General features: G+C 39.6%; 25 protein-coding genes. 6 read left to right on the top strand and 19 right to left on the bottom strand.

The features are described from left to right. Positions 1 to 8: 8 nt before the first annotated feature. The 7 genes from kdpA to FZC41_RS08660 form a co-directional block, all read right to left on the bottom strand. Positions 9 to 1,697: a potassium-transporting ATPase subunit KdpA gene (kdpA, locus tag FZC41_RS08690; protein WP_148567015.1), complete on the bottom strand. Its 1,689-nt coding sequence runs from the start codon at positions 1,695 to 1,697 to the stop codon at positions 9 to 11. After that, entirely contained in the window at positions 1,694 to 1,783 is a 90-nt protein-coding gene (kdpF, locus tag FZC41_RS17890; RefSeq protein ID WP_148567014.1) for a K(+)-transporting ATPase subunit F, read from the bottom strand. The genes kdpA and kdpF overlap by 4 nt, the downstream gene beginning before the upstream one ends. Before the next feature lie 6 nt (positions 1,784 to 1,789). Next, complete coding sequence (locus tag FZC41_RS08680; protein WP_148567013.1) at positions 1,790 to 2,179, bottom strand: tetratricopeptide repeat protein; 390 nt, start codon at positions 2,177 to 2,179, stop codon at positions 1,790 to 1,792. A gap of 222 nt (positions 2,180 to 2,401) precedes the next feature. Beyond that, positions 2,402 to 4,594: a glycosyltransferase family 39 protein gene (locus tag FZC41_RS08675; protein ID WP_148567012.1), complete on the bottom strand. Its 2,193-nt coding sequence runs from the start codon at positions 4,592 to 4,594 to the stop codon at positions 2,402 to 2,404. A gap of 56 nt (positions 4,595 to 4,650) precedes the next feature. Then, a complete protein-coding gene (locus FZC41_RS08670) occupies positions 4,651 to 5,661 on the bottom strand; it encodes a glycosyltransferase family 2 protein (protein WP_148567124.1) in 1,011 nt (336 codons plus the stop codon). 111 nt (positions 5,662 to 5,772) lie between these two features. After that, entirely contained in the window at positions 5,773 to 6,180 is a 408-nt protein-coding gene (locus FZC41_RS08665) for a hypothetical protein (protein WP_148567011.1), read from the bottom strand. Between the two features lie 12 nt (positions 6,181 to 6,192). Next, on the bottom strand, positions 6,193 to 7,374 hold the full coding sequence (locus FZC41_RS08660) for a glycosyltransferase family 39 protein (protein ID WP_148567010.1): 1,182 nt from the start codon (positions 7,372 to 7,374) through the stop codon (positions 6,193 to 6,195). Positions 7,375 to 7,903: 529 nt separating this feature from the next. Between FZC41_RS08660 and FZC41_RS08655 the strand changes: the two genes are divergently transcribed. Both FZC41_RS08655 and FZC41_RS08650 read left to right on the top strand, forming a co-directional pair. Continuing rightward, complete coding sequence (locus tag FZC41_RS08655; RefSeq protein ID WP_170253926.1) at positions 7,904 to 8,323, top strand: MerR family transcriptional regulator; 420 nt, start codon at positions 7,904 to 7,906, stop codon at positions 8,321 to 8,323. After that, positions 8,320 to 9,765 carry an MFS transporter gene (locus tag FZC41_RS08650; RefSeq protein WP_148567008.1) on the top strand — a complete coding sequence of 482 codons (1,446 nt, stop codon included), beginning with the start codon at positions 8,320 to 8,322 and terminating at the stop codon, positions 9,763 to 9,765. The genes FZC41_RS08655 and FZC41_RS08650 overlap by 4 nt, the downstream gene beginning before the upstream one ends. Before the next feature lie 251 nt (positions 9,766 to 10,016). Here FZC41_RS08650 and FZC41_RS08645 read toward each other — a convergent pair whose 3' ends face one another. The 10 genes from FZC41_RS08645 to FZC41_RS08600 all read right to left on the bottom strand — a co-directional run bounded on the left by FZC41_RS08645 (position 10,017) and on the right by FZC41_RS08600 (position 19,226). Continuing rightward, positions 10,017 to 10,643, bottom strand: a complete 627-nt coding sequence (locus tag FZC41_RS08645; protein WP_148567007.1) for a 50S ribosomal protein L25 — start codon at positions 10,641 to 10,643, stop codon at positions 10,017 to 10,019. A gap of 571 nt (positions 10,644 to 11,214) precedes the next feature. Beyond that, the gene (locus tag FZC41_RS08640; RefSeq protein ID WP_148567006.1) at positions 11,215 to 12,108 is read right to left on the bottom strand and encodes an aminoglycoside phosphotransferase family protein; all 894 of its coding nucleotides are present in this window, start codon (positions 12,106 to 12,108) and stop codon (positions 11,215 to 11,217) included. A gap of 358 nt (positions 12,109 to 12,466) precedes the next feature. Further along, positions 12,467 to 15,049: an ABC transporter permease gene (locus FZC41_RS08635; protein ID WP_148567005.1), complete on the bottom strand. Its 2,583-nt coding sequence runs from the start codon at positions 15,047 to 15,049 to the stop codon at positions 12,467 to 12,469. Next, positions 15,046 to 15,732 carry an ABC transporter ATP-binding protein gene (locus FZC41_RS08630; protein ID WP_148567123.1) on the bottom strand — a complete coding sequence of 229 codons (687 nt, stop codon included), beginning with the start codon at positions 15,730 to 15,732 and terminating at the stop codon, positions 15,046 to 15,048. The genes FZC41_RS08635 and FZC41_RS08630 overlap by 4 nt, the downstream gene beginning before the upstream one ends. An 82-nt stretch (positions 15,733 to 15,814) precedes the next feature. Next, positions 15,815 to 16,804 carry a sensor histidine kinase gene (locus FZC41_RS08625; RefSeq protein ID WP_148567004.1) on the bottom strand — a complete coding sequence of 330 codons (990 nt, stop codon included), beginning with the start codon at positions 16,802 to 16,804 and terminating at the stop codon, positions 15,815 to 15,817. Further along, positions 16,791 to 17,477 carry a response regulator transcription factor gene (locus FZC41_RS08620; protein WP_148567003.1) on the bottom strand — a complete coding sequence of 229 codons (687 nt, stop codon included), beginning with the start codon at positions 17,475 to 17,477 and terminating at the stop codon, positions 16,791 to 16,793. The genes FZC41_RS08625 and FZC41_RS08620 overlap by 14 nt, the downstream gene beginning before the upstream one ends. A gap of 230 nt (positions 17,478 to 17,707) precedes the next feature. Beyond that, the gene (locus tag FZC41_RS08615) at positions 17,708 to 18,061 is read right to left on the bottom strand and encodes a phage holin family protein (protein ID WP_148567002.1); all 354 of its coding nucleotides are present in this window, start codon (positions 18,059 to 18,061) and stop codon (positions 17,708 to 17,710) included. Positions 18,062 to 18,079: 18 nt separating this feature from the next. Next, positions 18,080 to 18,394, bottom strand: coding sequence for a hypothetical protein (locus FZC41_RS08610; protein ID WP_148567001.1), 315 nt, complete (start codon positions 18,392 to 18,394; stop codon positions 18,080 to 18,082). Beyond that, entirely contained in the window at positions 18,384 to 18,821 is a 438-nt protein-coding gene (locus FZC41_RS08605; RefSeq protein ID WP_148567000.1) for an SHOCT-like domain-containing protein, read from the bottom strand. Before FZC41_RS08605 ends, FZC41_RS08610 begins: the two co-directional genes overlap by 11 nt. Before the next feature lie 15 nt (positions 18,822 to 18,836). Beyond that, positions 18,837 to 19,226, bottom strand: a complete 390-nt coding sequence (locus tag FZC41_RS08600; RefSeq protein ID WP_148566999.1) for a DUF2089 domain-containing protein — start codon at positions 19,224 to 19,226, stop codon at positions 18,837 to 18,839. A 232-nt stretch (positions 19,227 to 19,458) separates the two neighbouring features. Here FZC41_RS08600 and FZC41_RS08595 point away from each other — a divergent pair, with 232 nt between their 5' ends. The 3 genes from FZC41_RS08595 (at position 19,459) to FZC41_RS17880 (ending at position 20,863) form a co-directional block, all read left to right on the top strand. Next, complete coding sequence (locus FZC41_RS08595) at positions 19,459 to 20,031, top strand: TetR/AcrR family transcriptional regulator (RefSeq protein WP_148566998.1); 573 nt, start codon at positions 19,459 to 19,461, stop codon at positions 20,029 to 20,031. 260 nt (positions 20,032 to 20,291) lie between these two features. After that, positions 20,292 to 20,618 (top strand): TSUP family transporter, encoded by a 327-nt coding sequence (locus tag FZC41_RS17885; protein ID WP_148567122.1) that lies wholly within the window; start codon positions 20,292 to 20,294, stop codon positions 20,616 to 20,618. Continuing rightward, on the top strand, positions 20,603 to 20,863 hold the full coding sequence (locus tag FZC41_RS17880) for a TSUP family transporter (protein ID WP_148566997.1): 261 nt from the start codon (positions 20,603 to 20,605) through the stop codon (positions 20,861 to 20,863). The genes FZC41_RS17885 and FZC41_RS17880 overlap by 16 nt, the downstream gene beginning before the upstream one ends. A 40-nt stretch (positions 20,864 to 20,903) precedes the next feature. Here the strand turns inward: FZC41_RS17880 and FZC41_RS08580 are convergent, their stop codons facing one another. Beyond that, positions 20,904 to 21,893, bottom strand: a complete 990-nt coding sequence (locus FZC41_RS08580; RefSeq protein ID WP_148566996.1) for a nucleotidyltransferase family protein — start codon at positions 21,891 to 21,893, stop codon at positions 20,904 to 20,906. 437 nt (positions 21,894 to 22,330) lie between these two features. Next, complete coding sequence (locus FZC41_RS08575; protein ID WP_148566995.1) at positions 22,331 to 22,969, bottom strand: type 1 glutamine amidotransferase family protein; 639 nt, start codon at positions 22,967 to 22,969, stop codon at positions 22,331 to 22,333. Between the two features lie 119 nt (positions 22,970 to 23,088). On the opposite strand from FZC41_RS08575, the gene FZC41_RS08570 reads away from it, so the two are divergent. Next, a complete protein-coding gene (locus tag FZC41_RS08570; RefSeq protein ID WP_148566994.1) occupies positions 23,089 to 24,021 on the top strand; it encodes a helix-turn-helix transcriptional regulator in 933 nt (310 codons plus the stop codon). Positions 24,022 to 24,135: the final 114 nt, after the last annotated feature.

Raw genomic sequence — 24,135 nt, 5'->3', positions numbered from 1 at the left:
ATATCACCTCACTTGATCGTTGTAAAGAAATCTGCAATTGGCCCTAATGCTAAAGCAGGCAAAAAGCTGAGTGCTCCGATTAATAGCACGATAACAATAAGCAGTCCTACAAATAACCCATTGCTTGTTGAAAGGGTTCCATCGCTTGCAGCAACAATTTTCTTATTTGATAAATTCCCAGCGAGAAACACAACTGCAACTAACGGGATAAAACGTACAAACAGCATCATTATCCCGCCAATCACATTTGTGAATATCGTATTTGCCGTAAAACCGCCAAAGGCACTTCCGTTATTAGCTCCCATTGATGTAAATGCATAGAGTAATTCTGAAAACCCATGTGCTCCCGAGTTTGTTAACCATGTGCTCGCCTGGGGCATGAGAACCGCAGTTGCTGTTCCAAACAAGGTTAAAAGCGGGGGAACAAGAACAATTAGACATACCATTTTCATATCAAACGCTTCAATTTTTTTCCCTAAATACTCAGGCGTTCTTCCTACCATCAGCCCGGCGATAAACACAGTTAGGATCACAAACGCAATCATCCCGTATAATCCACTACCAACACCACCAAAAACAACTTCGCCAAGCTGCATTAAGAACATGAGCATCATCCCACCTAATGGCGTGAAACTATCAAGCATCGCATTTACCGAACCGTTAGAAGCTGCTGTTGTTGCTGCTCCCCATAGAGCTGATGTTCCAACACCATGAATGATTTCTTTACCTTCCATATTACCTGAGGCCATGACGCCTTGAAAAACAGGTGCTAGATATTGCTCACTATATGTTAAAACTGCAAGTGCCACCACAAACAGAATGAGCATAGCTGCATAAATTGATCTTCCTTGTTTACTGTCCTTTACTGCTTTTCCAAAAGAAATGCAAAGGGCTGCCGGAATCAATAGAATTGATAAAAGCTGCAGAAAATTAGACAATGCTGTCGGATTTTCGAGAGGAAACGCTGAGTTAAGTCCAAAAAATCCGCCGCCATTTGTACCAAGCTGTTTAATTGCAATCTGGCTTGCTGCCGGTCCTAAAGGTACTGTCTGAGCTGATCCACCTTGAAGTGTTACAATTTCTTTATAAGGTGCAAGTGTTTGGACAACACCTTGTGAAACAAGAATAATCGCAAGTATCAGTGACAATGGAATGAGCACATACAACGTTGTTCTTATTAAATCTTTCCAAAAGCTTCCAATTGTTGTTTTTTTTGTTGCTATGAAACCTCTTGTTAATGCAAACAAAACGGCAATCCCTGTTGCTGCTGTTAAAAAGTTCTGAACGCCTAGCCCCACTGCCTGAGTAAAATATGATAGACTAAGCTCTCCTGAATAAGCCTGCCAGTTTGTATTTGTAACAAAACTTGCCGCTGTATTAAACGCCAAATCCCAACTAGGTGCTTGAAAATTCTCTGGATTAAAGGGCAAACTACTTTGAAACATTTGAATTCCAAAAACGAAGATGAGTCCGATAACACTAAATATTAATACCGAAAAAGCATATTTTCGCGGACTCATTTCATCTTCATCATTCATTCCCATTAACTTATAAATACTTCTTTCAACAGGAACAATGACACGAGATAGAAATACCGTTTGACCAGTCATTACCTTATAAATGTAATGACCAAGAGGAAATGAAAGAGCCACTAATACTATTAAAAATAAACCATCCTCAATTACAATAGAGCTCATAATTTTTCACCATTAAATAACACATAAACAAGATATACCAACAAAGCCAGTGCTACAAATCCTGAAATGATTAAAACAACTCCCATTTATTGTCACTTCCCTTCCTTTTTTTGCAAATGACCAACGTGATTCTTGTCATATTCGACAACATATAAATCATCGTCTTCTTTCTCTGGTTCATCCCCAAAATCAATAGGTTTATTCGTGGGTCGACCTTCAAAAGACGATATTCTTTCCAAATTTCTGTATGCGGGTTTATATGTTGGATCCAAAACATTGGCAACCCGATAATGTTTGTGGGCCAAATTATCCTCCTTTAACAGTTCCTCTAAAATACCGTATAGGTTATGAACACATGGAGAATGCGGATTTTCATACATCGCATTCTTAATTCTTTCTTCCGCCAGCACAAAATTCCCCAATTTTAAGGCGTTTTTTGCTAAATCAATATATTCTTCAAAAGCATTTTGATAATTAGACATTTTTTTCTCCCTAATAAAAGTTATTTCTTTGTACCTTTATTATAGTTATTTCTCAATAAATTTGTTATATCAAAAACATGCTGAAAGATAAAGATTCTATTAAGAATTCAATCTTTCCTTCCATCCCCGGGACTTTTGCCAGATATCCTGGAACACAAAAAAAACAGCTAAATTGAAATATTTAGCCGTTTTCTGTGTTGTATTTATCTTGATTGTTTTTTATTATTGTTTTAAATCATATAATTGTTCTGAATTACCGCCCAGCATCCCTTTATCAGCATTTTGAGATGTTGCTGTTGATACCGTTGAAGTTGACGAAGCTGTTTCGGACCACTCGCTTTCAGAAATGGTCTTGCCGTTTGCCTTGATCCATGCAGTGATTTCATTGTTGCTACCGGTTGCCTCAGTGCCACTAAATTCATTGGTACCAACGGTTTCTCCATCGCCACTAATTTCATTAATGCCGCCGGCTCCTCCGCCGCCATTAATCATTGCATAGCGAATTTCGCCATCAGCAACCATTTGCTTAAATTCATTTAGAGTCAAGATGTTGTCTGATCCTGAAAATCCACCAAAAGACATAACAGGTTCACCATATTTTATGATGATGTCCGAAGCATACCCATTCGCAGATGAAACTGCCAGTAGATATTTTTCATTGGTCGTATGCGCTTTTAAATAGCTCACCAACTTATCCGTGTTTTCCGTGCTGGACATTCCGCCATTATTTCCACCCTTATCGTTTGAACTCGCAAGCTCCAGCCCAGCCGAAGGCATTGAGCTTGATTCCGTATAGAAAAGAGTTGTACCGGCCCAAACGGTCGGTGCTATAACTAACCCAAGCAATCCCACGCCTGCGAAAATTAGCTTGAGTTTTTTCTTTCTTTCCGATGGATTTTCTTTGTCTTTTATGACGTTTAGAATGCCCAGCATCAGAGCTGCCACAAAACACAAGGCACCTGTTGCAATCATCAAATACAGGGTAAGACCTGAAGTCGTGTAGTAATAGGCTAAAACCAGTAATTCTACTGCTGCATCCACAATCAGCGCTGCCGGTAAAATCCAGCCTTTCCAGCCTCCGTTTTGATACAATTCCCACATCGATACCATGCCGATACCAGTAAGCGCCGCAATCGGCGGGGCTAACATAATCAGATAGTATGGATGGAACAGTCCCGTTGTAAAGCTGAAATACAGAAACACTGGTACCAGCCACATTCCCCATAACAGCAGCCCCTGTTTTTTCTTCACATCGAATGATGAAGCTTTTTTCTTTTCATTCAGGAAGGCTGCAATTAATCCGATCACAGCAAAGGGGAATAGCCAAATGATTTGGTCGGTTAAGCCGTTGTTTAAGAATAATCTTATAATACTGGCAGGTTCCGATCCGCCAAACATACTTCCACTATGGGTATTGCCATTTTGGCCGTTTTCCATCCCACCAGGAGCATCGCTCATATCATCATATCCAACAGTGCTCGTTGGATCCTGACCAGTTTCGGATGAATCTTGCACAGCCTGAGATGTTGACGCCTGATTCGTATCTTTACCTGATGCATTTTCTCGCGATTGGCCGTCAGCCGCTGTTCCCATTCCGCCACCACGGGTACCCATTCCACTGCCACTGGTACTGGTTAAACGTTCGACACCGTTATGACCAAAGATCAGTTCCAACTCACTGTTATTGGTGCTGCTGCCGACAAATGGACGATCTACGGCTGGAACCAAATCAACAATGGTAGCCCATGAAAGTGAGACCACTACCAATATCAACGTTCCGGCAACCAACTGTAGGATTCTTTTTTTTATGGGAATCGTTGAAACAAAAAAATAAGTGATGTAGATCGCCGGCAGGATCATATAAGCCTCCGCCATTTTTACATTAAAACCAATTCCTACAATCACCAAACTTAAGACTAAATATCTGAATTTTCCAGTTTCAGTCGCTCTGGATAATGCCAGACAGGCAAGCAGCAGCGTGAGAACCAAAATACCGTCAATCGTATTATTTTTGCTGACCGCAACAAAAATTGGAGTTGTGGCCATACAAAATGCTGAAATCAAAGCAGCGGTACTACCGTAAGATTTCTTGACCAATCGATACAGAATATAGACGGATATCACGCCGGCCAATGCCTCCGGCAACAGAATACTTACCCCGCTGTAGCCGAAAATCTTAGCGGAAAGTGCCTGGATCCAAAATCCCAGTGGCGGCTTATCGATTGTTACGAATCCGGACGGATCAAAGGCGACGAAGAAGAAATTGCTCCAACTCATTGTCATGCTCTTCACACCGGCTGCATAATAGGCGTTTCCATAGCCCTGGATACTTAAATTTCCAAAATTCAAGACTGCAGACATCATCATAATCAGTAAAAGTATTATCTTTTCTTTAGTAAGTTTTATTTTTTTCATTGTAATCCCCTAACAAATATTTTATAACATACTTCTAAACACATTAAAATGAACGGCTATTTATCTTTGCTATTTTTTTTATTATAGTGAATGACATCGCTGATGATGTAATTCGGTCTATTTTTGCTTTCATCTAAAATCCGGTAAATATATTGCCCCATAATGCCAATGGCAATGAATGTGATACCGAACATCATCATCATGATGATTAAAAACAGAGAAAGACTCATGACGCCTAAATTACCGAGTTCATCCCTCATTAGATCTACCACAAAAGAAATAAATCCGATTAAAAACAGTGCGCCTCCGAAATAACCAAAAAAGGTCATTGGCTTGTATGAAAATGAAGTGATGCCATCCAAAGCCAGTTTGATCATCTTTTTTAATGGATATTTTGTCTTGCCGGCAAATCGCTCCTGTCGAACAAATTCTACAGAAGTCTGTTTAAAACCCAGCCAACTGATTAATCCCCGGACATAACGGTTCTTTTCCGGCAAGGTATTGAGCTTATCACATACTTTTCTGTCAATCAATCGAAAATCGCCGGTATCACAGGGAATGTCAATATTAGTCAGTTTGTTGAACGTGCGATAAAAAACTTTGGATGTCAATTTCTTAAAGAAAGTTTCGCCCTCTCTTTTCGTTCTTTTGCCATAAACAACATCAAATCCTTCCCGCCATTTTTTGATCATTGCCGGAATTATTTCCGGAGGATCCTGTAAATCGGCATCAATCACCACCACGGCCTCCCCGCATGCTTCGACCATCCCCGCCGTAATCGCGGGTTGATGACCAAAGTTTCGAGAAAAATTGACCAGCTTGATATTTTCATCCCGATCACAAATTTCACGCACAATCGATTCCGTTTTATCTTTGCAGCCATCATTGACAAAGACTATTTCGTAATTTTCATTGGTACTGTCCATGATAGCCTTTAACCGATTGTAGCTTTCCGTTATTACCAGTTCCTCATTAAATAAAGGAACTACAATTGAGTAAATCACTTGATTTTTTACATCATCATTATCAATCTGATCATTCCGATCATCTGCTACTACATAGATCATATTATTTTTCATATCATCACCTCGTTCTTGATGAATTGTATTTTTTAATTTTTTTATAAATAGTAGGCATAAATTAATTGTTTTGCAGTGAATTCTCTCGAATTTTCGGTATTATTCAAGACTGTAAACTGTACCTCTCAGCGCATTATCCCAAGCAACTTTTACCAGATACGCAAATAGCAATAGATTGAAAAGTGCTGTAATACCAGCAATCAGAGAACTATTATTGGTAACGGATCCCATGCCTCCTTGTAGACCATATAATAAAACACAGTATGTATTTACAAAACAAGAAATACTAAATCCACCTGCCAGCAAAAGAAATCTTCTATCCTTTAAATAGATAAACGCGAAAAGTGCGATCGCCATGACCGGGAATAAATAACGTTCATGCATTCCCACTGAAAAAATAAAGACACCTACAATTTGTATTAGTCCCGCGGAAAAAGCATAGGAACTATTTTTTTCTTTTCCGTATAAAAACCACGATAAGGCTGAAACAAGGATAATAAAGATCATCCCCCAGGTATGTTAACTGAACAGCAGTAACGTATTATTGTAATTGGTCATATTCCCGCCGATTAAGCTGAAAAAATTAAAAGCATTCATCGAGGCATACGGATATTTTGCTATTGTCCCTGAATATAACTCGAAAATCCATAAGAAGCCATGTTGATAAGAAAAAGGTAGAATTACCACAAAAACGGAAACCAAGCCGGCTAATGCTGCTTTTATGAAATTTTTAGGGCTTATTTCACGTACAAGTTCATATAATAAAACAGGAGCAAAAATAATTCCCTGTGGCTTCATCAAAATGCTTAAAGCAAAAAAAATTGCTGAAATAGTTATTTTCTTCTCTGAAAGGAAATAAAAAGACAGCACAACCAAGAGGGTGAATAATGAATCAACTTGTCCCCAAAGCGCTGAATTTAGAAAAGTGGCTGGATTAAAGGCATAAAATGCCGCCAGTAAAAGACTAATTTGTATGGAAAATCGTTTTTTACTTAAATTATACAAAATCAGTGAGGTTGCAACATCAGCCAAAATGGAAGGAAGCTTAAGCATCAGAATATAGTATTTACTGAATATTCCAATGTTTGCCAGTTTGCCAATAATAGCTAAAATATAAATATATAATGGAGGGTAATCAATATTGTTTGAACTTGCATATAAATTTGAAAAATCTTTTGCTGCCGCTGTCGCCCAACTTTTAAAGAGACTGATATCTCCAGAATAACCCTGAATAACCGTTGCCAAAGAAATTCTCATTAAAAGGGCAACAATCAGCACCGTTACGATTATTAGTTTATCATTCTTACCGTCACCAGATAGGGTCTTTATTCTTCCCCTCACAAAATAGACCCAGCTAAACAAGCTTAAAAAGATTAGTGCATAAATGGCCAGCAAGGGCGCATACTGAATGTTCGCGTTTTGCGTACTGGTATGAGTATTTTGATTTTGCGATTGAACCGTTGACTGATTTCCCGAAGTTAAATCCTTACGCTGTGTTTGTGTCTGGAGATTATTCTTTGCAGATTGCTGCGCTGTCGAATCACTCGAATTGGAACGCTGGGTGTTAATTTGCTGAGTGTTCTCCATCATCTCAGTGGTGGTGCCACTATAAACGACAACGGAATAGATACAAACTGCACCTGCTAAAAACATCATAAAAATCAAACATATCTTCAGTAAATTATTTTTGACTAGCTTCATCTCATTCTATTTCCTCACTTTTTCTTATTAAAAGATATGAATAAATTCAGTCACATCATCCAATTATTATGTAAATCTTATCTCAAAGAAATGAAAGGTGGGACCATCAAACTTTTGCAACTTAAATATTCATTTTCAACATATTTTCATTACATCATCTCCAATTCACACTGTTGTAATCTTACTCTTTATTTGTAGTAAATAGGTGAACGCAATGTGAATTTTTTGTGAATGGGTAGGATTTAAATTGCTCAAAAACCAGGCTAACAAAATGAACTCTGTAAAATTGAGGCAGTATAATTCAGTTAGCTCTGACAAATATTTCAATCCCGATAATTAATGATAGTTTTAAAGGATTCATAATAATCATAGCAGGCAAATCCAACATATTCAATTTTTCCAGGGGTATTTCGAAAGACAATACGCCATAAAACCTTCGCTTTTCTGTTTTTTATAACGATCGCATGTTTCGACTATAACATTGACGTGAATGTTAAGGCATGGTAAAATCCTTTCCAGAGGTATACAGATGAACATAAATTATTACCAAATCGATGAAGTTGCCAAATCAACAGGAATCACCAAAAGAACCATCCGATACTATGAGGAAATGGAACTGTTAAAACCGATGCGAACGGAGGCCGGTTACCGTTTATATACACAGTCGGATATTGAAATTATTAAAGAAATAAAAGAATTACGAATCAAACTAGGCATGAATTTTGAACAGATTCAACATTTTTTGGGACTGAAAAATAGCATCTTAGAAATTCTGGATGGCGATACAAAAGATATTAGACAGATCGAAGAAACTGAAGATAAAATTAAAGAATTAATGATTTTGGTGGATGAAAAAGATGCGGTGCTTAAACGCATCAAAAATAACTGTAATAAATATTTAAATGAACTAGAAAAAAGAACTAAACAACCGGAGGAATGTCAGTTATGAAAAACGAAAATTATAAATGGATTGCACTTTCCTGCACTACAATGGGTGCATTGCTTTCCGTTCTAAGTGGTAGTACTCTTATTGTCGCTTTGCCTGATATCATGAAGGAGTTGAACGCTGGAATGGGTATTCTGACGTGGATCCTGATGGGCTATATGCTTGTCCTGACGATACTGGTGCCATCAATCGGAAGAGTCGCCGATATGTTTGGAAGAAAAAAGCTTTATGTGGGTGGATTTGCCTTATTCACCATCGCGTCGTTGTTTTGCGCTTGGTCGAACAACGGCATCCAACTGCTGATTTTCAGATTGATTCAGGGAATCGGTGGAGCACTCTTAGTGGCAAACAGCACAGCCATTATTGCTGATGCCTTTCCTAAGAACGAGCTTGGAAAAGCACTGGGAATTAACCTGATGTTTATCAGTGTAGGAAGCGTTATCGGAACAATTTTAGGAGGATTTCTTGTCAGTATTGGATGGCGGAGTATTTTCTACATGAATCTTCCTGTAGGGATCATTGGAACCCTATGGGCGGCCTTTCAGTTGCGTGAAGTCTATTCTTACACCGAAAAACAAAAGTTTGACTGGTTCGGTACTCTGACGTTTACACTCGGGATGTTTTCATTCCTCATGGCTCTGACAATCGGTAGTTTTTCGGGATGGTTCAGCATTGAAGTAATTGCTATGTTTGTCATTGCCGTTGTGGCCATGATTGTTTTTGTCTTAATCGAAAATAGCACAATTCAGCCGATGCTGGATTTGCAGCTTTTTAAAGCCCGGGTATTAGCCTTTGCATTCGCAAGCAATTTATTCAATGGAATCGCTAGAGGCGCGATTACCTTTCTTATGATATTTTATTTTCAGGGAATAAAAGGTGATGATCCCATGACTGCAGGAATATTGCTGACACCGATGGCCTTGTCGATGTTCCTCATTTCACCCATCAGTGGTATCTTGTCTGATAAATATGACTCGCGTTTTTTAAGTTCCCTGGGACTGATGATTTCGGCAATTGGACTCTTCGGACTTATGTGGATATCAGATGATACGCCCACGATTTTGCTGCTCATCTGGATGTTTATTATGGGCCTAGGATCGGGACTGTTCTTTTCACCCAATTCCAATTCAATCATGGGAGCTGTTCCACCGAATAAAAGAGGAATCGCCTCTGGCGTTCGAACCATGTTCAACAATGCCGGGAATGTTTTAAGCATCGCAATTTCAATGGCAATCGTCACTTCAAGCGTCTCCCCTGAAGCCATGCAGGGGCTATTCTTCGGAACGCAGGTTGGATCTCAGGGAATTGTTGTTGATAGTTTTATCGGCGGACTGCGGCTGGCTTTTGGCATTTCATTTGGCTTCAGCATTTTGGCTTCCATCCTGTCTTATATGAGGGGACCCGCGCCGAAATGGAAAAACACCCCCTATGAAAAGCCCGCTTAATAGAGTAGTTGAGTAATTTTTTCTTGTCTTATGCTACCAACACCATTTGACACCGAGCCCTATTTCAACAATAAAAATAGCCTCCTATGATTACTTACTTTATCATAGAAGGCTTTTTTTAAGCTATTTTTTCGCAATCTTTATGCTTACCACCAATTTTGAGAAACCTGTAAATGTTACAAAGAAGATTTTCGCCATTAGGGCTAAAGCATACTCTTTGATATTGTGATCTGCACACTAATCAATAAACTTTACAGGTTTTCTTCCTGAACGACTTCTGAGATTTTATCATCTAACACATCTTCTATGATCGTATCATCTAATCTCGTTTCAGTGATCACTAATACGATTTTATCAGCTTCAATTTCTGGTTCAATTCCTTTTGGAAATTTAATATCACCGACACATATTTTGTCATTCAAATTAAGATCCGTTACATCGATTTCAAGGAAATCAGGTATATCCTGTGGTAATCCTGTCACAAGTATTTTGTCCATTTGCTCCACAAAATGAAGATTTTTTAATTCTATTGCTTCCTTGCCAACTATTTTAATATTAAGATTGAATTTAATTTTTTCAGTAACAGACACCTGCTGAAAAACAACATTTAAAATTTCTCTTTTTATTGGCGAATGTTGTATCTCTTTTATCATTGCCGAATATGATTCTTGTCCCCCAAGATCGAGAGTGAATAAATAGTTCTTCCCATATTTAAATATGTTTTTTATCAATTCATCTTTTTTTATTTTTACTGAAACTGATTCCAGACCTTTTCTATTGATAGCGCCAGGGATATAACCTATAGCTCTTAGTTTTTTACCGGCACTGCCATTTCCATTTTCTCTTTTTTCAATTGCCATTGTTACTTTTTCGTTCATATTATTTTCTCCTCTTTTGATAAACGCTCACATAATATTATTCGTATTGTTTTTATTTGGTATATTTCAATTAAAACCTTGCCGAATTATTCTTTTTTATGTTTATCTATTATATTTTATATTATACCAAGCAAATGAATTAATATCAAGTTTTTAAAAAAAAATGCAACAGTACACTTACCTTGATCTGCTTATAAGGCTTCCAAAAGATACATCGATAAGCTCAATGCGATTAAACAATAAAAAAAATTATAACGGGCAAAATTATGAGCGAAAGATTTCTTTGAAATATAAAAGCTCTAAATTCCGCTTAAATAGGTCATTACAGAGCTTTTTAATATGTTCGATGGAGGCGGTCCGTATCGCTTCAAGATGACAATTTGTATTACATTGCAACACATAATTTTGAAAAACACCTTTAATTTAGCTTAAAGTAAGCTCCCAACTTGGTGTCTTTCATTTCTTTCTCAATTCGAACAATTTCATAGCTCAAACCGTTTCCAGATTTGAAACAGTAATTTTCAGTTCTAAAGGTATTCCGTTTTCTCTGATTTCTTGTCTGCGAAGAATTTTATTTTTTATACCAGTTTGGGATACACCTTGTAAAATTTTCATAATGTCCAAATGATTTCTTGCATATTTCAACCATATTATCAATATCTTTTTGTCCGAATTTTTCAGCCCATTTTATTGAATAGAGTGAGGCATGAGCCACATATATCGCGAGAATTCTCCAAAAATCTTCCGGTACATTATCACTAAAATAAGCATCAATCTGACCTCTACAATAAGGAATGCTTACTCCTGTCCCAAAACTTTCAAGCTTATAAAATTCTTCATAGGGATCACCAATTTCCCAACGATTAAAATCTATTACTCCAATTTCCCCATCAGGTGTCAATATTAAATTTCCCGGATGAAAATCTCCATGTTGATATACAGGTGGCTTCAACCATATCTTGTCAAGATTGTCATCAATAAATTTTAGTGCAACTTCATCTCCAGAAATTCTCACATCCGAATCAATATACTTTTGAATTTGCTTTTTTTTCTTAGGTATTTTTGTATGTATTGGTATTTCCTCCACAGATACTTTTAAACTATGGATTTTTCTTAAAATCATCCCGGCTTCCCTACCTAATATGTATTGTTTATTCCAGTCAAGTTTAGGTAATGCAAATTCTAAATCTTCTCCTTCAACCCAGGTCAATAATATATAGACATTTTGATTTTTATTACAAAGACCGAAACTAACCGGTTCTGACATTTTAAATCCCAGACTTGAATATTTACAAATAATCTCATATTCTCTTTTTTTTAGCTTATAATTATCTATGTTGGAAGTTCTCAATACTAATTTTTGATTATCTACCGTTTCAATATAGTATTTAGTATCGTCAGACCAACCTTTATTGATTTTCTCAATTTTACACCATGTGTCATTATTTATAATCTCTTCAAACATCGCAACCCTCTTTTTAAAATCCAACTTTAGATTTGGAAATTATTTTCAGCCAGCAAAAAATCGAACTGTTCCAGCAGTTCCTTGACAGAAGTTAAAACCTCAATGCTAATCTGACTCTCATTGGCGAATTTATATAAAATGCAACTAATAGCTTCTCCATTATTTTTTTCTCCCATTCATCATGTTTGCGGATTGTTCCACAGACTATGGCTGATGAACGAAGAAGACGGGAACGGCAGCTGGGGCAGTAAATAGGCATGGTCCGAAATTAATTCGCCTTTCGGAACGATTGCGAATCACTTGGACTCAATCACATCGATATTTTTTGATTTTCTATCAAGTTAATATCGATTTTGAATCAAGTCATATCATCCCGCAGTGCGTCGATGATATTTTCTTTTTTTATCTTGCTAATGGCATACAGCATGGTAATGAACACGACAAAGAGCACGCTAAATATACTAATTGCCATACTGCCCCAGGGAAACACAAAATCGATATTATCGGTCCCGCCGAGGACCATCCCTTTGTAAATCAGCCAGGAAGCGATTGCCGCAATAGGAAGCCCGAACAAGAGCGCCCTCAGGCCATAAAAGGCACACTCGAAATTCATCATCTTCTGGAAATCGCGGTCGGACATCCCCACCGAGCGAAGCATGGCCAGCTCCCGCCGACGCAGCTTAATATTCGTGGAAATCGTGTTGAACACATTGGCCACCGCAATCAGCGAAATCATAATGATAAAGGTATAAGCAAACACATTGGCAATGAAGATATAATTACGGCTCTCATCAAACATTTTATACATATTGTACAGGTTGTAATCGGCAGTAATTCCCGCACCCTGAATCATCGTTTCCATTTCAGCCGCCGACTGGGTGGGGTTCGTTGAGCGAAAGGTTATGCCCTTAACAGCCACCTGGGTATCAGCGGTTTCAAATTGCTCTTTGAGCGAATAAGGGGCCATCACTCTAAAAAAGAACGGATTATCCGACCCGGAGTTGCCCGGTACCGGCAGTGTATCTGGTGGTACGGTCTCGACAAAAGTCATGCTGATGTTTTGCCCCGGTTCCGTCGTTGGTGCGCCATTTGTTTCGGGAGCAATGGTAAAATTCAGGGAAGAACTTACGAATAGATCACTAAGCTGATCAACCTCCGCCTTCTGATTGGATTGGTCTGGCATTTTGGCAACGGCGATCAGTTTCGCATTTGGCCCGGTATAGTCCTCAGCCGACAAGCCCAAGTCGCTTAGCATATTCAAATAGGTATTGTCATCAAGAAACTGGATGTCCATGGGCAGATTGACCGTTTCGTCCGACGCATGTGAACCCACGCTTTCCCAGTAATCGCCGGAAAGATCGCTGGCTTTGGCAGCACATGAATACTTCATCAACGCTTGATACGAGCTTTCGTAAACGCCATCAGCGGTTTTCAGTTTGTCGTAAAGGGGCAACATTTCGCTATCGTCCATATTCTGCGTAGCAAAGCCGATGTCATAGGTCGTAACCTCTACTGAACGCTCCGCCGCCTGTTTCATATCCGTTACAAAAGTACTGGCCGAGATAAACAGCACGACGCTTAAAACAAGTGAGAGTACAATGCTGCGGTAACCTTTCTTGTTTCTTTTAAAATTCTTTAGTGCCAGGGTTCCCTCCAAACCGTAAAGTCGCTGGGCCATTTTTGATGTTTTCACGGCTCTGGATTCAACTTTAACCTCGTTGGTTTGGCGAATACTCTCCATTACGGGCGTGTTTGCGGCCTTTCGGGCCGGAATATAGGCCGAAATCAGAATCGTAACCATACTAACCGCCGCCGCAACGACAATAACGGGAATGGACACCGTCAAGGTTAACGGAACATTACTGTACATAACGTTTTCGAAATTCCTGGCGACAACCAAAATCACCAGTCTGATACTGACGATACCGACCATAACGCCAATCGGGATGCCGACCACACCGATACAAAGCCCCTCAAACAACACCGAATTTCGCAGTTGCTTTGCCGTGGCGCCCACCGATGAAAGAATTCCGAACTGTCTAGTACGTTCGTTCAGCGAGATGTTGAAAGCGTTATAAATCAGAAAAATTGAACCGATCATGATGATGGCGACCAAAATACCGCCGACCGCGTACAAAAATTGGTTGAACACATTATCGTCCGAAAGGCCCATGAAGCTCAACACCTTATCGTTTAAGACATAAGCCCCTACGTCGGCAGTACTGCTGGCGTAAGCGTGAACCCCACGCGGGTTTTTAAGCGTAACAAAGAGACTGAAGCTATCCACCTGATCTTGAGCATCTGCTTTCGTTATTAAGGTATATCCCGGTGCGGTCGATTCCTCAAAACCGGGCCTTTGGTAGATGCCGACAACCGTGTAAGTTCGTTCGTCCTGCGGCACCAGCGTTTCGCCCTCGTAAGTGTAAGGGTTGTGCTGACTCAGCATCTTGTTACTACTGATGCGGCTGCCGACAGTAAGTGAAAGCGTGTCACCCACCGCAAATTTAACGCCACCATTGGCGGCGACGCTCCCCGAAACAAGAATCTCCCCGCTGTTTTCAGGCAGCCTCCCGGAAATCAGGCTGATGGGCAGAGTATTAAAAGCTTCATCACTGAAACCGGCAATAAAAAGATACGGTTTGTCCGGGTTTTTACCACCGTCAAGCGTTGCATAGCCGATATTTTCAATTGCCGTGGTATTGGCAACGCCCTCGTCGTGGGTTCGTTCCTGAACAAAAGAAGCAGGAACATCTAAAAACTCGACATGCCAATCACCGTATTTCTGGGCCGCGCCGTTGGCCAAATAGTTCAGCAGAGAAACGCCAAAAGTGGCGACGGCCGTAATCATAGCAGCAGACAAAACAACGCCGATAATCGTGACAATCGTTCTGGTACGACTTTTTTTCATACTTTGCAGGGTGACTTTGTTGAAAATATTCATCGCCTCACCATCCGCTCATCCCGTACTATTTTACCGTCTGATATGCCGATAATGCGGTCTGCCTGCAGAGCAATATTTTCATCATGCGTGACGAGAAGCAGTGTCTGCCGATATTTTTGATTGCTTTCTTTCAGCAGTTTAATAATTTCATGTCCATTTCGGCTGTCTAAACTGCCCGTGGGTTCGTCGGCAAGCATGACCGCCGGAGCGTTTATCAAAGCGCGTCCGATGGAAACACGCTGTTGCTGACCGCCCGAAAGCTGATTGGGCAAATGCGTTTCTCGGTCTTTTAACCCCAGCAGTTCCAACAAGTCATTCAGCCGTTCCTCGTTGACCTCCCGCTTGTCCATCAGGATCGGTAAGGTAATATTTTCCACTACATTCAGAGTGGGAATGAGGTTATGAAACTGATAAATCAGTCCAACCTGTCGCCGCCGGAAAATGGCGAGTTTTTCATTGCTTTGGGCATAGACATCCTGTCCGTCCAAATACACCTTTCCGCTTGTCGGCACGTCCACCCCACCGATGATGTGAAGCAATGTAGATTTGCCCGAACCGGAAGAGCCGATGATTGCGGTGAAATCCCCCTTTTCAATTGTGAGCGAAATATGGTCAAGCGCGGTAACTTGGTTTTCACCCTTGCCGTAGACTTTGCATAGATTTTCAATTTTTAAAAACTCCATTATGTGAGTCCCCTTTCTCATGGTTTACCCATATAATAGCAGCATCAACTTACATCTCGGTGACTTTCAGGTGAGAGATTCGTCACTTTGGGAAGCGAATAACAAAAATCGCACCGCCCTGCGGGTGATTTTTGGCAGTAATCGTCCCTCCCTGCCGAGTTATAATCATCTTGCAGAGAGCCAATCCAATCCCGTATCCGGCAGCATTTGAGTTTTTTCCACGATAAAATCGGTCAAACAGGCGAGGTAAATCTTCTTTTTCAAAGCCCGCACCGTTGTCGTGGATGACAAGCTCCGTAAACAGCGGGTTGTCAGTGCAGATAATCTCAATCTTTTCGTTTTCACTAGTGCTCTCCATACAATTTTTGAGGATGTTTTGAATGGCTTCCGAAAGCCACCCCGAATCGCCCTGAATCGTCATCCCTTTCGGCACATCAATTTGCAAATCAATATCATGCAGCTCCATTGGGATCAAAAACGGGCGAAGTGCAGCGCTTATCAAGCTGTTTACATCGATCTGCTCGCTTTGGAACACCACAATGCCCGCATCTAAACGAGATAATTTCAACAGGGAAGTAAGTAGCCAATCCATCTGTATCAGCAATTCCTCGGTTTCCCGCAGCAATGTTTTTCGGTCATTTTCAGCAGGGTTATTCGCTAACAAAGACAGAATAAGGTTTACAGATGTCAGAGGAGTGCGGAGTTGGTGGGCAATGTCAGCCAGCGAATCGGCAAGATGTTCTTTTTCTTTTTTCAGCGCATCGTTTTGCTCCCGAATACGCAGCGTCATTTTTGTTATCTCGCTTTGCAAAATAGAAAGTTCGCCCTCGTTCGATTCCCCAATATACAGATGGTCAGCGTTATGAAGCACACAATCAATTTGATTTGAAATTCGCTCAATACTCTTGTATCGGGCTTTGGTAAATGTGAAAAACGCGGTGCCATAGGCGGCGGTAGAGACGATGGTAAAGATTCCCGCCATCGTATTGATTGTAAATCCTAACAGCACTGCGACAGTGGCCATTAAGGCGAACAAAATGGCAAACCGCCGAAGCTCTCTATTTCGAAACATCCGCATCCCCCAATCGATACCCTGTCCCGCGCACAGTCAGAATTATTTGCGGGCTTGCTGGATCGCTCTCGATCTTCTCCCGCAAGCGTTTGATGTACACGGTCAAGGTGTTATCATTAACAAATTCACCCGCCGCATCCCACAATTCGTCAAGCAGCTGGCCCCTCGTGATAATGCTTTTTGGATTGCTAATAAACACCAGCAACAAGCGGTATTCTAATGCTGAAAGAAAAACCTCATTGCCGTTTTTTTTCACAACTCCGCTGGCCGTATCGACATAAAGCCCGCGGATTTCAAAAGCCGACCCGAAATGCCCCCTTTTTCGCAACGCGGTTCCTATTCGCGCAATCAATTCACGCGGACGGAAAGGTTTGGTGATATAATCGTCCGCGCCCATGTTCAGCCCGGTCACAACACTCGCCTCATCACCGTAAGCCGTCAGAAAGATAACGGGAATATCTTGCGTTTCTTTGATTTCCGTGCAAACCATAAAGCCATTTCCATCCGGCAAAGAAATATCAATCAACGCCAAGTCAAATTTATTTCCGGCAAACACGGTAAGGGCTTCACCCCGTGTCGCGGCGTGGGTGACTGTAAATCCTTCCGAACGTAGCAAAAGGATAAGGTTTTTTGCAATTTCCTTATCGTCCTCAACCAAAAATATCCGTTTCATTTATTTTACCCACCTTTGCTTTACTGCTTTTATATTATATTTCTTTCAACGAAAATATACAAGCTGAGGTATCGAGAAAAGAATAGAGGCACGTGCAAAGTCATTCACACTCTTTAATATGACGCGGAGACATTTCGTTAGAAAAACTAAAACAACGTAAAAAAAGCCCTTTACGTTAAATTTTCGCAAAGGGCTTTTTCACGGCTGTAATTATTTGGGACTTTTTTTAACTAATATTTAGCCGGATTCTTATTTATATCCATAAATAATTGATTAATAAAAACAATGATGAAAGCGGCAATTAAAGAATTAAGAAAACCACCCATACTGATATTGGTTACAAAATGATCGGCAATCATGATCGTCCAGGCATTCACAATGAAACTGAATAATCCTAGAGTAAGAAGGCTGAGCGGTAGTGTAACCAATAGCAGAATCGGCTTTAATAATAAATTGACTCCCAACAGAACCAATCCCATGATCAGCAATGCCGAGATGCTGTCAATCTGAATCGTATGAAAAACGAGTGACAAAAAATAGATCGTCACGATGATTGATAAATATTTCATAAACAGTTTTGTCATTTTTACCTCTCAAACAGGTTATCTGATTTTAATCAAAACCTTGACTTTATCAGTGCTGACATCAATAAGATCATAGGGCTCATTGCTATTTAAAGATTGCAGCAGTTTGATAACATCATAAGTGAGTTCTTTCACTAAATGGACTGAAATACGGGATGTTGTATTCGAAGCAAGTACTTTTGGTGTAAAAAAACATGCAATAATCAGAATGTCCAGAAAACAGTCCAGCAACTCTTCAAAGATATACAACGGGATTGGAAAGGGTATCTTTATGAATCGTCGGTCCTCAATCTGAAGCCGGATCCACAATGCACGGAATCCATTAATCGACATATACCCGTACCTTAATCATTGATTTATTACTTTCATCCCAGGCTTCCACCTCAATGATATTCGGTTCATCCAGTGTCCCATTGATTACCTCTTCAATGATTTTTGCAAAATCGATGTTGGCAATATCGATTCCTTTGGATTCCATATCTTTTCTGGCATCGGGAGGAATCATCGTGGTCATCTTGTCGGCAATTTCACCGATAGAGGTCAAAAGGCCGATCGGAATATTGACATTCACATTAACAGAATTGTTATCCGATGTAACCTTTATCCTGAAAAATTTATAATTATGTTTTGGGGCAGTTTGAACGACGGGAATCGCAGCTACTTCCTTTGTCATATTCAGCGCTTCCAGAAGCTCCATCGCTTCGGCAGCAGTAATTTGTCCTTTTTCAATCATTTCCAAAATCTTTTGTTGTTCATTCATCACTTAAACCTCCGTTTATAAATTTTTTATTCGTTCCATTGCTTCTTTCGAGGTGATCTCACCGCTCGATAACTGATCTAAGATTTCATTTCTGACCACTGATTTATCTTCTTTTTCTTTAAGCTGTTCTTTTGATGGGACTTCATAGCCCAAACCTCTGATGACCGTATCCAATTTACCGCGAACTGTTGGATAAGAGATCCCCAGTTCTTTTTCAACATCCTTGATATTTCCCCGGCACTTGATGAATACTTTGATAAATTCAAGATCTTCATCCGGTAGACGGCAGAATTCGCATGGTTGAAAGTTGCCTTCAATGGTGGTTGCACACTTAGGACAATTGAGTTTAGTTATGGAAAGTTTTTCATCACAGACAGGGCATTTACCCGGAGCTTTGTATTTCATATTCTCACAATCCTTATCGATTATTTTATTATAAAATAGCACAAAAAAGTAAATATGTCAATCCATTAATCAATATAATTAATATAAGCATCAATTATATTGATTAATAGATTGATTATTTTAATTATTATCAATGCGTATTGAGAAGCTGAATCGGCTATATTTAATTTATGATTGATTTATCAGTCAATATATTCCATAATGAATTTATCGAATTTAGAAAAGAGGAAATATGGCACCGCGTAATGTTAAAGCCAACGACCAAATAAAAGATGAACGTCGAAATCAAATTCTTCTAGCAGCTCTTAAGCGATTTGCCAGAAACGGTTTCTCTGCAACGAAAATGAGTGATATTACAAATGATGCTGAAATAAGCGATGGCCTTGTATATCACTTCTTCAAGTCGAAAGATGAAATTTTCACAGAGCTCATTGAATATGCAATCGATTCGCTTGGAAATGTGATTACGGAGATAAAGGCAATTGCGGATGAACCAATCGAGCAGCTTCTCCAGATTGCCTCTCGTATATTTGAAAGCATCGACAACAGAGAAGCTCCCGGCTATTATTATGTACTAATGATGAATGCAATCTCATGTGAGGCAACCCCCATCTCGGCATCCGATATCATTCAGAAGTCAATGAATCGTTTAACGCTGCTCAGAGATATAGTAGTCAGAGGTCAGAAACTTGGTCAAATAAGAGAAGGTAATCCGGAAGGATCTTGCCGTAACTTGTTTTTCGACAGTTCTTGGCCTTGCCTCTTTAAAAGTTTAGGGGACAATTTCCAAAATACCAGATTATAAAATTCTCATGCGGTTGTTTTAAATTAATATTTAAGAGCTCTCATTATGGGTATTCTTAACTGTCATCATATCAGTTACCATTGGGCTTTTGATGGGAATCATAGGGGGTGGTGGCGGTGGAATTTATGTCGTTATCTTGCTTTTTTTTTCATCAGGATGCGAAAACAGCCGCCATTACAGCGCTTGTTCTTTCAACGCTCACGTTGAGCGGTGCATCATGGCAATACTGGAAAAAGCGATAGTTTCGAACGGATTATTTTATCATTCTTTCAATCTTGGATATCATCGGAACTCTGCTTGGCAATATGTTACTGAACCATATCAATGAGAATGTTCTGAAAGTCATTATTTTTTTTGTGATGATCTTATCAAGTCTGACTTCCCTACTGAAAGTAAAATCCTCAAGGCATAGCAGAAGTAAGATATCAAAAGCCATAAAAAGGCGGCCAATCATTGCGCCGGTCGGGCTTGTATCAGGCCTTACCACTGGAACAACAGGTCTCAGCGCCAGCACAATGAGTTCCTCATACCTGATTGGACTGCTTGACTTCTCCCCTAGCTTGGCCGTGGCTTGGCCGTTGGCTTAACGACTCTTGTTAGCTTTGTTGGAAATGTCCTAAGTATTTCGATAATATACATAAGCAGTTACGCCTTTCATATTTCAAAAATATATATAGACCCTCAAATACTTCTGATCTTTGGTATCGGCTCTGCCGTGGGCGCTTTATTGGGGGCAAAACTTACACCTAAAATTAATCGAAAAGTTCTCACCATCGTTCTAGCGGCTATGGCAATTATTGCCGGTATATATCTACTAACTCAACTTTTCTAGCCCAAACTTTGTGATTTTCATAAACAACTTCGTGAAAAAATTAATCAATTAGGTCATTCTGGAAACTTGAAAGATGCTCATACGGAAGAATAAGTCTTCCGCGGTAGAGTCCGCAACCATCGTTAATAAGGGAATTATTCACTGCTGAAAACATATTTACATCCAATTTTGATAATTCAAGCTGCTGCAATATGATCCCTCGTTCATTTGCATCATCAAAATAAATATTTTCTCCTTTTGGTATTGCATCTCGTCTGGCTCTTTCACTTTCCTGTCGTTTTTCGTAACCAAAATGATTAGCAGGACCAATTTCAGCAAAATCGTCCATTTCTTTTGTGCGAAGCTGTACTTCTACATAACAACGGGCAATGTTATCATAAAATGTTATATGCAGTGAACGATAGCCATTAGATTCTGAATTTGCAATGTAATCCCGATAATACGGGCTTACGCTCTCTTCTAACAAGAGCGATATTTTCTGATCTGTTAAAGAAGACATTTCTGCCGTAAACCCGCGTTCCTCTAGGAAACCAGGCAACTGGTTGGCAACATCATATAGATATTTTATTTCTTCATCCGCGTAAGTCTCCCCTTCTTGCAAGTGACATTTTGGAAGAGAAATCACAATTCTGTATGCGATCAAGTCGCGAAAACAATTTAAAGAGTTTTTCAGTTCAGGAAGAGAAGGGTAATTGCCGTGTTGAGTATAATAATCGTAAATATATTCCACAATGTATCCATTAAATTTTGCTTCCGCGCGGATCAGAGATTTAATTCGGCCCTTAAAAGTAAATGCCAGAAAAGGATATTCATTTGCCATGAGTTTATAGAATTCCCGAATCCGTTGAGATTGCGAAGTCAGGAATTCGTTGTGCTCCAAAAGTTCTGCAATTTGAAGCAGAAAATTACTATGCAAAAGATCAATCTGATTATTAGTTTCCTTCGCCGCCTGTTTCAGATCCTCAGAATATCTCTGTAAAATCTTAAGAACGGTATCCCCCGAATATAAGTAGTCATTTAATTTTTTCACAGATGCACTTTCCTTCCTAAAGTGTTTGAACATCAGTTATCAAATGATAATCAGAATGCCCAACTCATTTTATCGCTCACACAAAATCAAATATAACAGATATATTCAATCATGCACAGTTCTTTTTGTGCTTTTATGCTTATAGTGTGTTCCTTTTCTCGTTGCCTTACCATTGATAATTCCAATATTGCTCCTGTGTTTTATTTCTGCTTGAACTTGTTCAATAATTTTAGATTCAGAGAAAGGTTACAATTAATTGTACAATAAAATTGTGGGCAAGTAAAATAAGAGTAATAATTAATAAAAAATGGAGATCTACTCAAGAACTTATCTCATCCATGAAGTAGATATACTAATGAATTCAAGAACCAGATGAAGATTGATTGTTAGGCATCTCATATGTTCTATGTCCCCGTTCTGTTTATGACAAAGGTGGATCAGTTTTCATTGTTAGACGGCAAAGTTTGCATGAGGGCAAAGAAATGTTCAGGCTCACCGGAACTAAAATATTCATACCAAGATTCCAGTGTGTTTGATTGAAAAACATCTAAATGCTCAATAATTTGTTTCGCCCATAACAAAGCTCCGGTGGAACTTGCAGTAATCAGGTTGTTATCCGCTACAGATGGCTTGTCTATATAAAAACTTTGCCCTTTATAACCAGGCGAAACCATTTCAAGAAATCCCGGTCCATTACTGGTATGCGGACGCTTGTCCAATAGCCCAAAGTTGGCAAGCGCAGCGGTAGCCCCACAAATTGCACACACCGTAGCACCTAAAGAGAGAAATTCGCTTGCTTTTTCGATGATAGCGCTATGCTTTGGGTCGTTCCATGTATCTGCGCCCGGTAATAGCAACATGCTTGTTTCACTCACAACAATATCATCAATTAAGCAATTGGGCAAAATTGTCATACCACCCATTGTATTGATTGGCGCTTGAGAATAACTAACCGTTTTGAGCGATACCCGTTGCGCGCCATTTTTAAAAAACCGACCAGAATTCAGCTCCGAAGTAACATACCCCAGTTCCCAGTCGGCTAAAGTATCAAGAACATAAACATAGATTTTAAACATAAATTTCCTCCTAATTGGTAGATTGATTTGTTTACTTTTTTATTATACCGTGTAATTGTTGACAACAGTATGGCAACAATCTATAATGATAACAAGAAATTTTGGAAGGCGGTTATCCGATGAAGGTTGACAGGCTTGTTAGCATTATTATGATACTCCTTGATAAAAAGCGTATCGGCGCACAGGAGTTAGCAGATATGTTTGAAGTTTCACCCCGGACAATCTACCGCGACATCGACACAATCAACATGGCGGGTATTCCTGTGCGGTCAACATCGGGAGTGGGCGGCGGCTTTGAAATCATGCAGGAATATAAGATTGACAGAAAGGTTTTTTCAACTGCCGACCTTTCCGCTATCTTGATGGGGCTTTCCAGTCTTTCCAACATGATCCGAGGTGATGAACTGGTAAATGCCCTTGCGAAAGTCAAAAGTTTTATCCCCGCCGACAGAGCGAAAGACATTGAATTAAAAGCAAATCAAATATATATCGATTTAAGTCCGTGGATGGGCAACAGGAACGTACAACCCTATTTAGAAATTATCAAAACAGCTTTACAGGAAAGCAAGCTACTTTCATTTGAATATGCAGACCGTTACGGAAATAAAACTGCACGAACAGCCGAACCGTATCAGCTTGTATTGAAAAGCAGTCATTGGTATTGGCAAGGGTATTGCCATAAGAGAAATGATTTTCGCTTATTTAAACTATCCCGGACATCAAACCTACAAATACAGGAAGAATTTTTTACGCCACGGGATTATCAAAAACCGCAGTTAGATTTTACTGATATTTTGGCAACGATGCAAACAAAAATCAAAATTCGTATTCATAAATCGGTCATGGACAGGGTACTTGATTATTGCACTTATGAACACTTTTCGCCAGATGGTGATGAGCATTACATAGTTAGTTTTCCTTTCATAGAGAACGAATACTACTACAATATTCTTTTCAGTTTTGGGGATAAATGCGAGTGTTTAGAGCCATTACATATCCGCACAGAAATGAAGCGTAGAATACAGGATATAGCTGGCTTATACGAAAACTAAAACAAGGAGTCTATTCTCATATTCACAATACCAAGCTTTTTCACTGTCCGCGATACGAATTTACCATGCTCAAGATAATAGTCAACGGCATGCCAGTTATTTAACCGTACCAGA

Origin of the sequence: Acetobacterium paludosum, assembly GCF_008086595.1 — a bacterium.
In the GTDB taxonomy this organism is placed as follows: Bacteria; Bacillota; Clostridia; order Eubacteriales; family Eubacteriaceae; genus Acetobacterium; species Acetobacterium paludosum.
This window is presented reverse-complemented; position numbering and strand designations above follow the sequence as displayed.

Excerpts from the sequence above, each read along its gene's own strand:
- FZC41_RS08630 (WP_148567123.1), bottom strand. The coding sequence starts at position 15,732 with ATGGAGTTTTTAAAAATTGAAAATCTATGCAAAGTCTACGGCAAGGGT.
- FZC41_RS08615 (WP_148567002.1), bottom strand. The coding sequence starts at position 18,061 with ATGACAAAACTGTTTATGAAATATTTATCAATCATCGTGACGATCTAT.
- FZC41_RS08595 (WP_148566998.1), top strand. The coding sequence starts at position 19,459 with ATGGCACCGCGTAATGTTAAAGCCAACGACCAAATAAAAGATGAACGT.
- FZC41_RS08680 (WP_148567013.1), bottom strand. The coding sequence starts at position 2,179 with ATGTCTAATTATCAAAATGCTTTTGAAGAATATATTGATTTAGCAAAA.
- kdpF (WP_148567014.1), bottom strand. The coding sequence starts at position 1,783 with ATGGGAGTTGTTTTAATCATTTCAGGATTTGTAGCACTGGCTTTGTTG.
- FZC41_RS08650 (WP_148567008.1), top strand. The coding sequence starts at position 8,320 with ATGAAAAACGAAAATTATAAATGGATTGCACTTTCCTGCACTACAATG.
- FZC41_RS08625 (WP_148567004.1), bottom strand. The coding sequence starts at position 16,804 with ATGTTTCGAAATAGAGAGCTTCGGCGGTTTGCCATTTTGTTCGCCTTA.
- kdpA (WP_148567015.1), bottom strand. The coding sequence starts at position 1,697 with ATGAGCTCTATTGTAATTGAGGATGGTTTATTTTTAATAGTATTAGTG.
- FZC41_RS08570 (WP_148566994.1), top strand. The coding sequence starts at position 23,089 with ATGAAGGTTGACAGGCTTGTTAGCATTATTATGATACTCCTTGATAAA.
- FZC41_RS08675 (WP_148567012.1), bottom strand. The coding sequence starts at position 4,594 with ATGAAAAAAATAAAACTTACTAAAGAAAAGATAATACTTTTACTGATT.
- FZC41_RS08670 (WP_148567124.1), bottom strand. The coding sequence starts at position 5,661 with ATGATCTATGTAGTAGCAGATGATCGGAATGATCAGATTGATAATGAT.
- FZC41_RS08660 (WP_148567010.1), bottom strand. The coding sequence starts at position 7,374 with ATGAAGCTAGTCAAAAATAATTTACTGAAGATATGTTTGATTTTTATG.
- FZC41_RS08575 (WP_148566995.1), bottom strand. The coding sequence starts at position 22,969 with ATGTTTAAAATCTATGTTTATGTTCTTGATACTTTAGCCGACTGGGAA.
- FZC41_RS08600 (WP_148566999.1), bottom strand. The coding sequence starts at position 19,226 with ATGAAATACAAAGCTCCGGGTAAATGCCCTGTCTGTGATGAAAAACTT.
- FZC41_RS08665 (WP_148567011.1), bottom strand. The coding sequence starts at position 6,180 with ATGATCTTTATTATCCTTGTTTCAGCCTTATCGTGGTTTTTATACGGA.
- FZC41_RS08645 (WP_148567007.1), bottom strand. The coding sequence starts at position 10,643 with ATGAACGAAAAAGTAACAATGGCAATTGAAAAAAGAGAAAATGGAAAT.
- FZC41_RS08640 (WP_148567006.1), bottom strand. The coding sequence starts at position 12,108 with ATGTTTGAAGAGATTATAAATAATGACACATGGTGTAAAATTGAGAAA.
- FZC41_RS08635 (WP_148567005.1), bottom strand. The coding sequence starts at position 15,049 with ATGAATATTTTCAACAAAGTCACCCTGCAAAGTATGAAAAAAAGTCGT.
- FZC41_RS08605 (WP_148567000.1), bottom strand. The coding sequence starts at position 18,821 with ATGAATGAACAACAAAAGATTTTGGAAATGATTGAAAAAGGACAAATT.
- FZC41_RS08610 (WP_148567001.1), bottom strand. The coding sequence starts at position 18,394 with ATGTCGATTAATGGATTCCGTGCATTGTGGATCCGGCTTCAGATTGAG.
- FZC41_RS08620 (WP_148567003.1), bottom strand. The coding sequence starts at position 17,477 with ATGAAACGGATATTTTTGGTTGAGGACGATAAGGAAATTGCAAAAAAC.
- FZC41_RS08655 (WP_170253926.1), top strand. The coding sequence starts at position 7,904 with ATGAACATAAATTATTACCAAATCGATGAAGTTGCCAAATCAACAGGA.